General features: G+C 58.7%; 12 protein-coding genes and 2 pseudogenes. 4 read left to right on the top strand and 10 right to left on the bottom strand.

The annotated features are described in order from the left end of the window. Positions 1–66: 66 nt before the first annotated feature. From BGO16_RS08450 to BGO16_RS08405, 10 genes are all read right to left on the bottom strand, one after another. The gene (locus BGO16_RS08450; RefSeq protein ID WP_292618179.1) at positions 67–2,496 is read right to left on the bottom strand and encodes a TonB-dependent siderophore receptor; all 2,430 of its coding nucleotides are present in this window, start codon (positions 2,494–2,496) and stop codon (positions 67–69) included. A gap of 113 nt (positions 2,497–2,609) precedes the next feature. After that, positions 2,610–3,572, bottom strand: a complete 963-nt coding sequence (locus tag BGO16_RS08445) for a FecR family protein (RefSeq protein ID WP_292618178.1) — start codon at positions 3,570–3,572, stop codon at positions 2,610–2,612. A gap of 88 nt (positions 3,573–3,660) precedes the next feature. Beyond that, positions 3,661–4,161: an RNA polymerase sigma factor gene (locus BGO16_RS08440; protein ID WP_292618177.1), complete on the bottom strand. Its 501-nt coding sequence runs from the start codon at positions 4,159–4,161 to the stop codon at positions 3,661–3,663. Between the two features lie 259 nt (positions 4,162–4,420). After that, on the bottom strand, positions 4,421–5,224 hold the full coding sequence (locus BGO16_RS08435; protein WP_292618176.1) for an energy transducer TonB: 804 nt from the start codon (positions 5,222–5,224) through the stop codon (positions 4,421–4,423). Further along, a complete protein-coding gene (locus BGO16_RS08430; RefSeq protein ID WP_292618175.1) occupies positions 5,224–5,379 on the bottom strand; it encodes a hypothetical protein in 156 nt (51 codons plus the stop codon). The genes BGO16_RS08435 and BGO16_RS08430 overlap by 1 nt, the downstream gene beginning before the upstream one ends. A 502-nt stretch (positions 5,380–5,881) precedes the next feature. Beyond that, a complete protein-coding gene (gene mdoH / locus BGO16_RS08425) occupies positions 5,882–8,020 on the bottom strand; it encodes a glucans biosynthesis glucosyltransferase MdoH (RefSeq protein ID WP_292618174.1) in 2,139 nt (712 codons plus the stop codon). Further along, positions 8,020–9,495: a glucan biosynthesis protein G gene (locus BGO16_RS08420; protein ID WP_292618173.1), complete on the bottom strand. Its 1,476-nt coding sequence runs from the start codon at positions 9,493–9,495 to the stop codon at positions 8,020–8,022. The genes mdoH and BGO16_RS08420 overlap by 1 nt, the downstream gene beginning before the upstream one ends. Before the next feature lie 937 nt (positions 9,496–10,432). Beyond that, the gene (locus BGO16_RS08415; protein ID WP_292618172.1) at positions 10,433–11,212 is read right to left on the bottom strand and encodes a sulfite exporter TauE/SafE family protein; all 780 of its coding nucleotides are present in this window, start codon (positions 11,210–11,212) and stop codon (positions 10,433–10,435) included. Between the two features lie 14 nt (positions 11,213–11,226). After that, positions 11,227–12,891, bottom strand: a complete 1,665-nt coding sequence (locus BGO16_RS08410; protein ID WP_292618171.1) for a bifunctional protein tyrosine phosphatase family protein/NAD(P)/FAD-dependent oxidoreductase — start codon at positions 12,889–12,891, stop codon at positions 11,227–11,229. A gap of 42 nt (positions 12,892–12,933) precedes the next feature. Further along, positions 12,934–13,821, bottom strand: coding sequence for an MBL fold metallo-hydrolase (locus tag BGO16_RS08405; RefSeq protein WP_292618170.1), 888 nt, complete (start codon positions 13,819–13,821; stop codon positions 12,934–12,936). Between the two features lie 332 nt (positions 13,822–14,153). Here BGO16_RS08405 and BGO16_RS08400 point away from each other — a divergent pair, with 332 nt between their 5' ends. The 4 genes and pseudogenes from BGO16_RS08400 to BGO16_RS08385 all read left to right on the top strand — a co-directional run. Beyond that, positions 14,154–14,786: a peroxiredoxin gene (locus tag BGO16_RS08400; protein WP_292618169.1), complete on the top strand. Its 633-nt coding sequence runs from the start codon at positions 14,154–14,156 to the stop codon at positions 14,784–14,786. Continuing rightward, a complete protein-coding gene (locus BGO16_RS08395) occupies positions 14,783–15,178 on the top strand; it encodes a metalloregulator ArsR/SmtB family transcription factor (RefSeq protein WP_292618168.1) in 396 nt (131 codons plus the stop codon). The genes BGO16_RS08400 and BGO16_RS08395 overlap by 4 nt, the downstream gene beginning before the upstream one ends. A gap of 38 nt (positions 15,179–15,216) precedes the next feature. Beyond that, positions 15,217–15,452: pseudogene (locus BGO16_RS08390) on the top strand (ATP-binding domain-containing protein); the annotation flags it as partial. Positions 15,453–15,753: 301 nt separating this feature from the next. Beyond that, positions 15,754–15,873: pseudogene (locus tag BGO16_RS08385) on the top strand (IS630 family transposase); the annotation flags it as partial. Positions 15,874–15,964: the final 91 nt, after the last annotated feature.

Below are 15,964 nucleotides of genomic sequence, written 5' to 3'. Positions count from 1 at the left end.
CAGCATCCGCAACGGTCCCGGCTCTGCGACACATCGCCTCGCGCCGCATCACGCCCAGGAAACGGACTACCAGCGATAGCTCACGGTGCCAAGAACGGTGCGTGTGCGCCCGACATTGCATTGGGCGATATAAGAGCATCCCGCGATATATTGCTTGTCAAACAGGTTGCTGACATTGACGGCGAAGCGCCAACTCTCGATGTCGTAACGGGCCATCGCATCCACAACCGTATAGGCGGGAGCATAGAAGGTGTTAAGGCTGTCGCCAGCGCTGGCAGAGACATAACGCACGCCGGCGCCAAAACCGAGCCCGTTCAGCGCACCGTTGCGAATGGTGTAGTCGGCCCAAATCGAGGCAAGATGCGGTGGCGCTCGGGTCGGGTGTTTGCCTAGGTCAGCGTCATTACTCTGCGTAACCTTGGCGTCGTTGTATGCATACGCGGCGGTGAGGTTCAAGCCGCTGGCCAGGCTGGTAACGGCCTCCAATTCAAAGCCACGCGATGTGATTTCGCCGGTCTGGATAGAGAAGAACGGATGCAACGGGTCCGATGTGGTGACGTTCTGACGCCGCAGATCGTAGACTGCCGCTGTAATCCGCAAATTCATGCCTTTCGGCTGATATTTAACGCCAGCCTCGTATTGCCTGCCGGTCTCAGGCTTGAACGGTGTTCCGTTAAACATCGTGCCGGAAACGGGCAAGAAGGATTCGGAGTAGCTGACGTAAGGTACCAGTCCGTTGTCAAACTCATAGCCAAGACCTCCGCGTTTGGTGAAGGCCTGATCGTTCTGATGGCTGATCGCATTGCTAAAGACGCCGACGGTCTTTGAACTGGCCCAATCATACCGACCGCCAAGGGTCAGAATCCATCGATCAAGCTTGATCTGATCCTGAAGGTAGATGCCGGAAAAGTTTTCAGTCTGCCGGGTTCCATAATTGTCTGCCGGGAAGAAAACAGGCTGGCCGTAGACAGGAGCATAGACATCGAGCGGCGCAGCCGTTCCTCCCCATCCTCCAATGCTACTGTACTGACGCCATCGATAGTCCACACCGAACAGCATCGTATGGTGCAGGATTCCGGTCGTGGCTTTCACCTCTGCCTGATTATCGATTGCAAATGTATCCCAGCTTGTATGATCGACGCTTGTGGAACGGTTGAGCGTACGGAGATCGGCCTGAAGACCGTTCGGCGTGACATTGCGAGAGTCCCAGTTTTCACGTGCGTACTGGAGGTTCTGCCTGAAGGTGAGGCTGTCGGTCGCGCGGTGCTCAAGATTGTACCCGATTACAGCCCGCTCCGTTATGTTGTAATCCATAGGCTCGCCGATAAAGCGCGTGACCGGAATTCGTCCGTTTGGATTCGGCAACACCGTTCCCTGCGCGGGAAGACCATAGTTCCATCTGCCCTTGTCTTTTTGATAAAGGCTGAAGGCCGTCAACTCGGTCGCATCCGTTGGGCGCCACGTCACCGCGCCTGAAACAAACGCGCGCCTGTCATTTGAGAAGTCGATGCCATTGCCACCCTCGCGCAGGAGACCTGTGAAGCGATAGAGGAGCGTCTTGTCTTTCGTCAACGGGCCACCAACGTCGATGGCACCGGCCCTATGGTCGAAACTACCGCCCTGCAACTGGATTTCGTGAATGGGCTTTTCAGTCGGGCGCTTCGTCACCATGCCGATCACGCCGCCTGGGTTGTTCTGCCCGTAAAGAACGGATGCAGGTCCACGCATGACTTCGACACGCTCCAGCCCGTAGGGCTCCAGATCGCCATTGCTGATGGTGCGCAACCCGTTCAGATACATCGATCCATAGTAAGGAATGGCGCTGAAGCCCCGCATTACGAGCGTTGGCGCACTTGACTGAATGCCGCCGAACTCGGCAAACACCCCCGGCGTATATTTCAGCGTTTCGTTTAAGGAATCGACTTGCCGCGTTTCCATCTGGTCGCGCGTCACCACCGAGATCGATTGCGGAACCTCGATGATCGGCGTATCGGTCTTGGTCGCCGTGGCGCTGCGGTTTGCAACGTAACCTTGCACCGGCCCCCATGCCGTCTCGCCCTGTACGTCAATAGTATCCAACGAAATCGCGCCCGCCGGAATCGCGCCAGCGCCGGCTGCCAAAGGATTGACGATCTGCACCGTGCGTTCGCCCGTGAGCCGGGCCGTCAGTCCAGTGCCGGCGAGCAGCCGGTTGACACCCTCACGCACCGTGAATGTGCCTGAGACGCCTGAGGTGCGCGCGTCTCGCGGCACCGCACCGTCGAACACGAGATCGACTCCAGCGGCGCGCGAGAACGCCACGATGCCGCTCGACAACGGCTGCGGCGGAATGGCGAACGCGACCGAGCGTTGCAGGTTGCCTGCCGCAGAAGCCGGGGACATCGCGGTCTGTGCAAATGCCGATGGAGCTGAGAACAGCAAGACGGCGAGCGATGTCGACCCCAGCAAGGCCGCCAGCCTGACCGCCCTGCCCTTCGAAACACGCCGCCCCGCCATTGTCCCCGCTCCTGTCATCAGATCAGGCCGGCGTGATGCCGCGCCCTCACCCGTTCAGACGAGGCGGACCCGGCGTTATCAGATGAACCGAAAAAAATTTTTGACTTAAGACCTCATGCCTCGAACACCAGCGTCAGATAGGGGGTCACACTGACGACCCGGATCGGGAGAGTGTCCTCGAGCGTGGCGAGAATATTTTCTGATTTCTGGAGGTCGATGATCAGTGTGACGGGGCGCGCCGCCAATGCCGATCCCATCACCATCAGCCTGCCCTGCCGCCAGCGATTGAGCGAAGCGATCACCCGTCCGAACGGTTGCGACAGAAAAACCAGGCGGCCGTCACGCCAGCCAAGCTCCGAGGCCGGATCGATGGCCTGAGGCGCGCCGATGCTCGCATGGTTGTAAGTAAGCTGCGATCCTGCATCCAGCCGCGCATCCGCCGCGCCGACGCGGATGTTGACGGCGTGCCGGGCGACCGTGACGCGCACGTCATCGTCGGAGATATAGTCCACATTGAACGAGGTGCCGACAGCCATGGTGCGGCCCGCCGCCGCCTCGACCACGAAGGGACGCGATGTCTCGGACTGAACCGAGAAATACGCCTCGCCCCGATGCAGCGTGATCAGACGCAACCGCGAATTGAAATCGACCGACAAAGCTGTCGCGCCGGCCATGTCTATCGTCGAATTGTCAGCGAGCTTGACCGTGCGCCGTTCGCCGGTGCCGGTGCTGTAGTCGGCGAACGGATGCTGCTGATAGGCGAGCCAGGCGCCGCCGCCGATCATGGCGGCGAGTGCGCCTTTGCCGAGTGTGCGGCGCGTGACGGCGATGCGCCGCTCGCGACGGCGCGTCTTGACGATCGGCAATTCCGAAGCGCCCGACCAGAGGCGCTGAACCTCCTCAAAGGCGGCGCGATGGCGCTCGTCCTGCCGCAGCCATGCGCGAAAGGCGCTCCTGTCGGCCTTCGTCACGTCATCGGCATGGAGTGTCGCAAACCACGTCACGGCCTCCCGCGATATCGGATCGAGATCCTTGCCGAAATCGTTGTCGTCGGTCCAATTGGGATCCGTCCCCATCAGACACGCTCCTCTCGCGGCCGGTCCTGAAGCACTCTTACTATCTGGAGACGATCAGGAGAGCGAGATATCCGGCGGGCGTGGAAAATTATTCACGGACCCGGTCAAGCGCAGCCTTCAGGTGCATCATGACCTTGAGCATATGGCTGAACGCGGTTTGCGGCGACACGCCCATGTTCCGGCCGATCTCGGCGAACGTCTTGCCGTCGAGGCGCGCCAGGAACACCTCGCGCGGGCGCTGCGGGATTTGATTGAGCGCCGCTTGCAGGGCCGCCAGTTCCTGGCGCGACAGCAGCACCCGCTCGGGCGACGGCGCTTCATCGACAAGGCGGCTGAGAACGTCGTCACTGTTGTCGACGAGCGGCATCAGCCGTTGCCGGCGCGCGAGGTCGATCGACAGATTGTTCGCGGTGCGGAAAATATAAGCCTGCACGTTGTCGACCGGCGCGGCCGGCGTCGCGGTCAGGAGCTTCAGGAAAGTCTCCTGCATCAGGTCGGCGGCGGTATCCGCAGTCGCACCCCGGCGGCGCAGGAAGCGCTTCAGCTCCTGGCCATGCCGCCGAAACAGGTCCTGAACATCGAACGCCACGGGCGAGCCCCTCGGTCGCAAGGATACGCTCGCGCGCCTTCCTGCTTGCAACCGCTGGAGCATTCCATATGTGACCGGCAATTGCCTTGCAATCTCACGTATTTAGACTTCTTCTAGGATCAAACCCCAAGCTATCGAAGCCGATCGGAGAGCTATCGTCTTGCTGATTTATGATGCTGGAATCCTGACGGATTTCACCGGCGTTGCATTTTTGCGACGGTGCAAGGTTTTGCGCGCAGGAACCACCTGACCTTCGCCGTTACATCCTGAACCGAACCGGTACCACGAGCTGCACGACCTGTTCGTTAAGCCCCGCAGGTGCTGGCGGCAGCGGCGAAGCCCGCTCGATCATTGCGAGAACCGCGTCGTCGAGTTCACGACAACCGGACGAGCGAACCAGGTAATAGGTGAGCACGCGGCCATCGCGATTCATCCCGAAGCTCAGGAGCGCCGTGCCTTCCTGATGCTGCGCGCGCGCTGCATCCGGATAACGCTTGTAGCGATCGAGATGGGACAGCAGCCTGTCTTTCCAGGCAGACGGCACATTGGAAGCCGTCGCGTCCGCGCCGGTGGTTCCCGCCGAATCGCCATCATGACGATCAGTCGCGGCGACCGGATTCGTTGCCGGCGTAATCGCCAGCGGCGCGCGTTGACGCTTCGTGGATGATCCCTGCGAGGCCTTTGACAATGAAGACAATGAATTTTTGGCAGCCGTCCTTGCCATGAGAACTGGATCTGTCGTTGCTGTCACAGGAAGCTGTGATGACAGCTCAGCCTGCTGCTGTTCGACGCCCGCTTGTGGCTGATCGGATGCAGCATCGTGCTCTCGACCATCTTCGTCAGAGGTTGCAGTCTCCTGAAATGCGGCTGCAGCGGTTGGCGCTGGCGCAGACACGATGTCGACCGTAACGGCTGTCGGCGCCTCGCCGAGAATCGGCTCACTCGCCTGCTGATAGTAGAGCGCAACCAGCACCGCGAGATGGCCGATGAGAGCGACAGCGATGCCGCCGGTGCGCCCGACACCGCGTCGTATCAAGCCGCCATGTGCGCTTACCGCCGGCATCACACCTCATCACGTTCGACCAGGCTCATCACCGCCATCGGCGAGAGCCGGCGCACATGCGACACGTTGGGGAAGGCAACCGCGCGGTGGAATTCGGCTGCGGCAGCGTCGATATCCGGATTGAACGGCATGGTCGTTCGCGCCTTCGCTTCCATGGGCTGAAGCCTGCCCGTCCGGAAAATGACCCCGGTCCCGGCCAGCCGCCAATGCCCCGCCGCGTGACAGATACGCCGGCGCTACGGTCCTATCAAGCCACTGTTTTGATTGAATAATTTGAATTGTTCTAGGGTGGCAGGATAAGCCGCAGATAAACGGACCTCGACAAGTCAACGGAACCGCCTGAAGTCGTTTTGCTTTTTTTCGGACCTTGGCGATCGCACGGTCGGTCGCCATAAACCGCTCGACCATCCGCGGCATGACGACCTCGGCTGATCTGGCGGCCTGGCCGCTTTCGCGGCCAGAAGGCTGTGGACCAAGTGGCGCAAGCAGAAGCTGCTCGCCGCAGTCGGTCGGTCTGCGGATCGATCGATATCCGAAGGCTATCGTACTGGTCGCGGCATCGCGGATAGCGTGATCGAGAATTGACTGCCGGCTGATAGGAAGAGCGAGGAAACGGAGAAATTTTCTTTTCGCACGAAGCGGCTTTTCTTGGCGATCCTACGAACACGCTTTTGACAAGAGCGCTTTCAGCACCATGCCGTCATTCAGCACGGCATATTTCTCTCGAGGCGTTAGCAGCTCAATCGCTTCTTCCAAATTTGAGCTGTCCTCCACTTTGGCTATTCCGACAAGCCGATCAACGTCATACTCGCCGCGCGGCCGCACCGGATTTTCCGAGACCACAGCCATATGAGCCATGAGAACCGCAGCATCGGTTCGCAACAGCGTTATCGCTTCAACAGGCGCTCGATAGCCGGATGACAACTCCAGGACGCCGGCACGACGAAGCACCTTCGGCGGCTTGGTATCCTCAGGCGTCAACAATAGGCCGAGAGATCCAACACACGCTCCAGCCCGCGGGCTTGCGGTCCATATCGCCAGCGGGATCGCCAGTAACAGGCCAATAACAACCGGCGTCATCCACAGAAAGAGAGAAAACGACACGGCATACGCACAAGCTGCAAGCAACAGACCGAGACCTGTCGGCCAGAGATACGCTCGAACGTATTCGCGGACAGACAGCTTTCCGCCATCGCGGCGTTGTGGCTGCCAGCCGGAGTCACGCCCCATTGCAATCTCCAGAATCGAGCGGGACTGCAGGAGCATCATAACCGGTGCAATCAGGCCCGAAATTAGAGTTTCTACCATCACGCTTACGAAGGCGCGGAGCGCACCGCCGCAGCTGCGGCGCTCGGGCGGTGAGCGGAGAAGCACCAAGTATCCCAGAACCTTCGGGACAAGCAGGATCGCCATTGTACCGAAGAATACCCATCGTGCGCGAACCGGATCCTGCGCCGGCCACTGGGGAAATAATGATCGTTCGCTGAAATACTCCGGACGGATGAATTGCGCCTGCAACGAGATGAAAATGCCGACGAGCAGGAAGAGCAACCACAACGGCGAGGTGATGTAAGAGCCGATGCCGGTCAGGAGATGAAGCCGCGACACCCAGTGCAGTCCGCGCGCTGGCAGCACGCCGAGATGCTGGATATTGCCTTGGCACCAGCGCCGGTCGCGAACCGCATAGTCAGTCAGTGACGGCGGGCATTCCTCAAAACTTCCCATGAAACCCGGCGCCAGATAGACACCCCAGCCGGCGCGGCGCATCAAAGCCGCCTCCACAAAATCGTGGCTGAGAATATGCCCTCCGAACGGCCTGGGGCCGCCAAGAAGCGGCAAGCCAGCCTGGTCCGCGAACGCCTTCACCCGAATTATCGCATTGTGGCCCCAATAATTGCTTTCCGAGCCGTGCCACCAGGCGACTCCTCTCGCAATGAGCGGCCCGTAAATGCGGCCCGCAAACTGCTGCAGGCGCGCAAAGAGCGTCCGCCCGTTAACGAGCACCGGAAGCGTCTGAATTAGCCCGACATTCGGATGTCGCTCCATCGCAGCGGCCAATCGGACAATACTATCACCCGCCATCAGGCTGTCTGCGTCGAGAACAATCATGTGATCATAGCGCCCGCCAAACCGAGTGACCCACTCGGATATATTGCCGGACTTTCGTGCGGTGTTCCTTTTCCGATGCCGATAGAAAATCCGGCCGGCGCCCACCTCCTGAACAAGCGAAAGATAGGCTGCCTCTTCGACAATCCAGATATCCGGGTCCGTCGTATCGCTGAGAATGAAGAACTCGAACTTTTCCAATTGGCCGGTTTCCGCCACAGATTCGCAAATGGCCTGAAGGCGGGAGAAGACGCGATGAGGCGGTTCGTTGTACGTCGGCAGCAGAAGGGCATTGCGGCTCTTCAACACCGGCAACGGCGAAGCCGGGTCGATCCCCAATGAACGATCGCATCGGGTTATCGTCGCAAAGAATCCAACCAGGGCGCTGACGAACGAGAAGGCGATCCACGCGAACAGCATGATGAACAGCGCCAGAATAACCATTTCGAGAATGGTCAAGCCGGCAACCTGCAGCACCTGATACATTTCGTTGGCAGCCACCGTCGTCATCGCGATCGTACTGACAAATACAAAGGCGCGCCGCAGGAAAACATGCCGCGGCGAAGTTGGCCGCTCTCCTGATCCTTCAATCCTTCGCCAGAGCGACTGTTTCGGCATCGCCAGGGGCGTTTCAGGCGGCAGGAAACGATCAGGCGACAATCGATGTTGGGCCGCTTTCGCCTCGCGCATCACTGCGTCCAACGATAGAGCCAGACTTCTGAAATTGGATCGTCGCCATGCAGCAGCTGGGCGCGCAACTCCGCAATCGACGCTTTCTTCGGATCAAGCTGAAAACTCAATCGCCAACCACCCGTGACCGGGTTAGGTTGCGTCACGATGTTTCGCAGTTCGCCATTGTTAGTTGTCACCTCGCCACGAACGCCAGCGTCTACGTCCTTGAGCTTTTCGCCCGCGAGGTCCAGGACAAAAAGCCGGGTATTGTCGGGACCGGCACCAACTCGCGTTCGTGCGAAAACCGCCAATGGCGACGTCCCTGCCTTCCCGGCTCCCCAATGCAATCTATAGGTAAAGATAGCCTCGCTCTTTGCGCGCATCGAATTCTTCGGCCGCCAGAACGCGACGATATTATCGTGAATCTCCTCCTTGGTCGGAATTTCAATTAAATGGATCGCACCCTCACCAGAATTGCCGATCGGCTCTACCCACGCACTTGGCCTGGTCTCGAAACGAGCCTCAATATCCTCGTAATCATGGAAATCCCGCTCTCGCTGCAGCAGGCCAAATCCGCGCGGATTGACATCGCCAAAAACGCTGATCTGAAGATATCTTGGGTTCGATAGCGGACGCCATATCTCCTCTCCCCGCCCATTGCGAATGGCTAGGCCGTCGGAATCATGTACGGCAGTCCGGAAATCATCGACACCAACCCGATCGTTGGCATCGAACAGAAACATACTCGTCAGCGTACCGATTCCAACCTGGTCGATATCGACACGCGGATAGAGAGCCATTTCCACATCATAGATGGTCGTCTTGCCCGGCCGGATCGTAAACCGATAGGCTGCCGCAGCGCTCTCACTATCCAGCAGCGCATGGACCACGATCGAGTCTCCATACTTCGGCGGCTTCTCGATCCAGAATGCGCGAAAGGCTGGAAACTCCTCACCTTCCGGGTTGCCGGTCTTGAGGGATAGTCCTCGCGCCGATAATCCGTAGGTTTGTCCCTTCGCCACAGCGCGGAAATAGCTTGCGCCCAGAAAGACGCCCACTTCATCATAGTAATCAGCACGGTTGATCGTCGCGTGAATCCGGAAACCCGCGAAGCCTAAATTCTCGTCCACTGGCGGAGATGGTACCTTTCCGAAGTCAAAAAGGTTGGGAGAGTAAACGACAGGACGCGCCTTCCCCTCGCTGACCTCGTAGATCTCAACCACATCTCTAAAAATAAACCCCCGATGAAAAAACTGAATTTGAAACGGCAAGCCTTCCCCGCGCCACAAGGCGCGGTCCGGACGAAATCTGACGGCGCGATACTGATCGTAATCGATGTCTTTCAGCGAGTCTGGAAGACTTTTACTTTGCGGTTTGAACGGCGCATCTGCAAGCGCGCGTGCGCGCCGACGAACCATGTTCGAATGAAATGAAGTGTCGCTCTCTTGCCGCGCATGTACCACTTGGTCCGCCAGAACAAATGGCACCGCCATGGAACCAGCAATGAAGTTTCTTCGATTCAACGAATATTCCCGGAACCAGCCGTTGAAATTTAAAACGAGCGCATATCAGGGCGCACAGTTTGACGGATGACAATGTGGATGAGACCGGACAAGTTCCAGATCGCCCTGCACGGTAGGACCGAAAGTCTAAAATTTTAAGATCTATTGTGTCAACTCGATTCGAATCCCACAACAGTTTCGTGAGCAAATCTTCTGCGAGCGATTTGTCCTCTTCAATGAAGTGTGTGCGCAAGACTGATAGCATCAAGAATTTGCGCATATCTTGCTCTTCTTTTCGCTTGTTGTTGGCGACGAGCTCTCATGCTGTTCGTGCGAACATCAGAGAGTACACAGCCTTGGAGAAGGCTGTCGACCAAAAGGTCGCGACCACGTTCAACGTGCAGAAGGAAACCGTCCGTGGAAGCGGTGCTGCGATAAATCTGCGCATCGCCGGTCGGCTACTGGCACGTCACAACGCAGCAGTGCCACGCCCGCGGGCAAATGCAACCGACGTTCCGACTCCATGGGACGCAATAGACGATCGTCCCTTGTCGCTACCGCCGACGCTTGCATCCCTCACTGCGGCTTCTCCGTGAGAGTCGAGCCATCAACAGTGCAAATTTACCGGTCGCAATTCAAGACGTCATCGCATCTCACGATTGAAGCCGATATGAGAGCGGTAGCAGCGGCCCCTGAACAGCTTGGTGTCGCTACACCGGGACAGGTTTCGATCGAAACCAGCATTTTCTGACTGTGGAGATTTGAGGTTGGACCGAAAATGGTCCGGACCCGGTTGGGCCAACCTTTTGAAAGCTCACATCTCGTCGATCAAGACTCGTTAGCCGCAGCAGGCATTGCCATCCGACGTGCACCGGAGAGTTTCGGAATAGATACCGCCCATCACAGTTCCAACTCGGACCGACGATTCTCAACCGAAGAGACCGCGGACGACGATGTAGATACCAACGCCCGCGACTATCACAGCGAATACAATAGACAGGGTTCGCTTCTGCCTCGCCAGCCGCGCGGCAATCTGGCCGCCGAAAAGACTGCCGGCGATGCCGCCCAACACAAACATGGCGACCAGCCGCCAGTCGATTAATCCGGAAAGCGCATAGTTCGTGGCCGTCGTCAGTCCGAAGGCGAAGACCGATACCAGGGACGATCCGATTGCAGCCAGCAGGGGCATTCTAGCCCCGGCGGTGAGGCCCGGCACGACCAGGAAGCCACCACCGATTCCGAAGAATCCCGCAAACAGCCCTGCCCCACCTCCGAAAACCGCCAGACGCGGAGCAACTGCCGCCACACTTTCCCGCGTCAATGGAACGAATTTCTTGATCTCACCCTTGGGCTTCCTGAGCATCAAGAGTGCGATGGCGATCATGAGCAATCCGAAAAGGAAGAGCAGCCGCTGACCGTCGAACGACTTGCCGATCGTCGAACCCAGACCGGCGCCGACGACGCCGCAAGCCGCAAACACCAGCGCGCAAGGCCAATGCACATTGCCGGCGCGGGCATGAACGACCAGGCTCGATAGCGCACTCAGTGCGACAGCCACCGCGCTCGTCCCGATGGCCACGTGCGTTGATTGTACGCCTACCCCGTAGATGAGAAGCGGGACGGCGAGGATAGAACCTCCCCCGCCGATCAGCCCGAGAACGAACCCCACCAGAGTCCCGGATCCGGCTGCGAGTATGTCATGGATCATAGACGCGCTCGCCCTTAGCGCACGTCGGGAGCGGCCATCCACTCTTTACCCTTGAGCATCGCATGCCAATAGATCGGCGGCAGGATTCTCTCCTTCAGCCACCAGGCCGCTCGGGTCGGCTTCTTACCATTCAGGATGAAGGCTGGGAAACTCGGCAGAAGCTTTCCGCCGTATCCGAATTCGGCAAGAACAATCTTGCCGCGCTCGACGGTTAACGGACAGGATCCGTAACCGTCATACACTGCCTGCTTCGTTCGAAGACCCAGATCGACGCAAATATTCTCTGCAACGATCGGCGCCTGCTTGCGGGCCGCCGCGGCTGTCTTTGCATTCGGAGCCGAGCAAACGTCGCCTAAGGACCAGATATTGGCATGCGTCTTGTGTCGCAGGGTTCCCTGATCCACGTCAACCCAGCCGGCTGCGTCCGCCAGTGGACTGACACGGATGAAGTCCGGCGCGCATTGAGGCGGCGTCACGTGGATCATGTCGAATTGCACTTCGACGGTCTCCGTCGGACCATCGGCGGATGTCCTGGTGAAGTACGCCTTCTTTTCCGGACCATCGATAGCGACGAGGTTATGCTGGAACTTCAGCTTCGCATCATACTTCTTCACGTATTCCATCAAGGCAGGAACGTAATCGGCAACGCCAAACAGTACGCCGCCCGCGTTATAGAACCCGACATCAATATCGCGGAGGTGGCCATGGCGATGCCAATGATCTGCCGATAGATACATCGCCTTCTGCGGTGCGCCCGCGCACTTGATCGGCATCGGCGGCTGCGTAAAGACCGCATTTCCCGATTTCAGCGAACGGACGAGCTTCCAGGTATAGGGCGCGAGGTCGAAGCGATAGTTTGAAGTCACACCGTTACGCCCGAGCGTCTCGGCCAGTCCATCAACCTTCGCCCAATCGAGCTTCAGACCAGGACAGACGACGAGACGGTCGTACTTCACGACACGGCATCCCTCCAGGATGACGGCGTTCTCGGTCGGCTCGAACGCGGTGACGGCAGCTTTGATCCAGGTGACGCCAGAGGGTACGACCGACGCCATCGTATGGACGGTTGCCGCGGCGTCGAAGATGCCGGCGCCGACCATGGTCCATCCGGGTTGATAATAATGAATATCGGCGGGATCGATGATAGCGACGTCGAGATCGGGGGCGCGCGCCAGGAGGCTCGATGCGCAGGCGATGCCAGCAGCGCCGCCGCCGACAATGACGACGTCGTAGCTTGCGTCTGCCGGATGTGCCGGGGTTCTGCCGCCGTTGGCGATCCTCCGCACGATTCCGGACATATCGTAGCCGGCTGCCTTGGCGGCACCGAGCAGCGCCGGAAGGGGTTGCGTGGATGCATTCGCCAAACACCAAAGCGAAATGGACCGAGTTCCGGTGCGGCAGAATGCCAGGGTCGGCTTCGGCAGGCTTTTCAACAGCCGCCCGAATTGCACGGCGTCGTCATCGGACATTTTGCCGGAGGCAACGGGCAGATGGACAAATTCGAGTCCGCGGGCGGATGCTGCCGCTTCCAATTCCGCAGCCGATGGTTGATCGGCGGCCTCGCCGTCCGGCCGATTGCAGATGATGGAACGGAAACCGGCCTGCTTCAGCGCGACCATATCCTGCGGCATGATCTGCGCCGATACGCTCAGTTCGTCGGATAATGTTTTCACATCCATGCGTTTTCCTTCTTTCTCATATCTGGCTTGTGGTCCCGCCTTTTAGAGTGTGTTGACCGGCACCTTCAGAAAGGTCTTTCCGCTCCCGTCCGGTTCAGGCAGGTGTCCTGCGCGCATGTTGACTTGAAGCGACGGCACAATGAGGCGCGGCATCGAAAGGGTCTTGTCGCGGGCTTCGCGCATTTGCACAAAACTATCCTCGCTGATGCCGTCGCGAACATGAATGTTGTGCATGCGCTCTTCGCGCACGGTCGTTTCCCATCGAATTTCGCGGCCGTCAGGTCCGTAATCGTGGCACAGAAACAACCGGGTTTCCGGCGGCAATGTCTCCAGGAGTTTCCGGACGGAGCGATAGAGCGTGCGGGCGTCTCCTCCCGGAAAATCCGCCCGCGCCGTACCTCCGTCGGGCATGAACAACGTGTCGCCGGTGAAGGCTGCGTCTCCGATGACGTGGGTCGTGCAAGCCGGCGTATGGCCCGGGGTATGCATGACAAATGCGGTCATAGTGCCGATCGAATAGGTATCGCCATCCTTGAACAGCCGATCGAACTGACTGCCATCGCGCCTGAACTCCGTGCCTTCGTTGAAGACCTTTCCGAAGGTCTCCTGCACGGTCACAATGTGCTCACCGATTCCGAGTTTGCCGCCGAGCTGTTGCTGGATGTACGGCGCAGCCGAGAGATGATCGGCATGCGCGTGGGTTTCGATGAGCCAATCGACTTGCAACCCGTTACGACGGATGTAAGCGATGATCCGATCCGCCGATTTGTAGCTGATACGACCCGCCGCGTAGTCGATATCCATGACGGAATCGATAACCGCACAGGACGGCGAGGACGGATCCTTCACCACATAGCTGATGGTGTTGGTCTCGGGGTCGAAGAACGGAGTGACCTCGGGCTTAATCGAGATATCGATCGGATAGTTCATTGTGAGACTCCCTGGGTCTCCGACCGCTCCCCGACCATCATGCTGAGGAACGCACCTGCCGAGTTTGTCGCGTTCTCAGGGCTAGACGCCATCAAATCCATCGGCGGGCCATATCTATCGGAGAGCATGGGTTGCTAGGGCCGTAAGTGCACAGGTCGTCACTTACATGTTATCATATATATAAATCTGTATATATGAAATTGATTAATGTCAAGAACAAGCTGACAGGATATGGGATATGTATCGTAAGCTATTTCTATAATTATGAAATCATGTAATTGTATGCTTTAGCCAACCATCAAGCGATAGGAACCTTGCAAGGTAACTCCGAGATGACCCTTCCGATGAACGACCCGACGCCTCGCCCTGCTCCTTTGCCCTTGCGGATGGGAGACACCGCTCCCGACTTTGAAGCCCGATCCACGAAGGGCCCGATCCGGCTTTCCGACTACAGGGGCCGATGGCTGGTGTTCTTTTCGCACCCCGCCGACTTTACGCCTGTATGCACGACGGAGTTCGTTGCGCTGGCCAAGGCGCAGAACCGCTTCGCCGCGCTGGACTGCGCCCTGCTGGGTCTTTCGGTCGACAGCCTCTATTCGCATCTCGCCTGGACCCGGACGATCACGGAGCTGTTCGCGGTGGAGATTCCGTTTCCGGTCATCGAGGACCCATCGATGACCGTGGGCCGCGCCTACGGCATGATCGACGAAGCCGCCGGGAACAGCGCCAGCGTGCGCGCAACCTATTTCATAGATCCCGAAGGCGTCATTCGCGCGATTACCCACTATCCGCTGACGATCGGCCGCTCGATCGAGGAGATGGTGCGGATGGTAGCCGCTCTGCAGGCAACAATGTCGGGCCAGAAGCTGGCGCCGGCAAACTGGCAGCCTGGAGAACCGCTGCTGCTGCCTGCCGATGAAAAAACGCAGAAGGATACCAACTGGTTCTGCCGGAGCGCGGCATGAACGCGATATGGCGATCGCGCAAGCAAGCAGATTTTGCAGCCGAAAAATTACGCAAGTTCGCCCAGCCTCAGCGCCTGATGATCCTTTCGCTGTTGCGGGAAGGCGAAAAGTCCGTGACGGAAATCGATATGGCGACCGGGATCGGACAGCCCGCGCTCAGCCAGCAACTCGCAGAACTCCGCAAAGCAGAACTGGTCACGCCACGGCGCCAAGCGAAGCAGATCTATTACAGCCTGGCGAATGAGTCAGTGGCGCTTTGCGTTCGCAGCATCGAGGCCGTGTTCAATGCCGGAGATCCCGAGCGGGTCTTGATGAACATGGCGAGATCCGACCTCCTTCCAGGAAGCGAAAACGCCGTATGCGGAGCCGCGAATTTCGCGCGGCTCCGTTAGTCATCGGGCTTCTCGGGGCGTCAAAACGTGATACCTACTATCTTATTCTCTCGACTATCCACTCCGCCAAAGGCCCGCAATGGTCGTCGGTGTTCTCAACGTCCTGGATGACTGCATACCCTCTGACCTTGAAGAGCGCCGGCTGCTCTATGTCGCTATGATGCGCGCAAAGAAGCAGCTTCATCTGATAGTCTCGCAGCGATTCTTCACGTACGGGCAGCGCAGCCTCGGCGACCACCACATCTATGCGCAGCGCACGCGCTTCATTCCGAACGCAACGATGAAGCATTCACCAGATACCCGGCACGAGCCGGAATCGCGTGTGGCGGGCATAATCGGTATAGACGTCAAGCTCTGTGCGTAGCAGAGCATCCTCCCAACTCGTGCGCAGTGTGTCATTCGGCCTGCAATATCGACCCTCTAAGCCGGGGGATCGGCGTCCAAAATTGACCCCCATAGGTTGGCTGTTGCGCTGCCTGCTTTGTAACGAAGCAGGTGGTGGGAGATGCTGAACCAAGGCGCGATGTCGCTCGATGGTGCGCGACGCCAGCTTTGACGCCCCGGCGCGCACCAGCCGAAAGGCGGCGGAGCGAACGGTCGACGGCCTGTGGAGCCGCATCGGCGCATTGTTGCCGACCTTCACGCCGCAGGAGTGCGCCAACTTCTTCGCCGCTGCTGGTTATGAGCCGGATTAAGCCGAACCCGCTCTAGGGTCGAGACTCAATTGATCCACCAAGTCAGGGTAGCGGCCAAGAGGATTGTAGAGAGGAAGATATCGGCCCGCTT

This window comes from Nitrobacter sp. 62-23 (assembly GCF_001897285.1).
Taxonomy (GTDB): domain Bacteria; phylum Pseudomonadota; class Alphaproteobacteria; order Rhizobiales; family Xanthobacteraceae; genus Nitrobacter.
The sequence above is the reverse complement of the archived record's forward strand: the minus strand, read 5'-3'. Positions and strand labels throughout refer to the sequence as shown.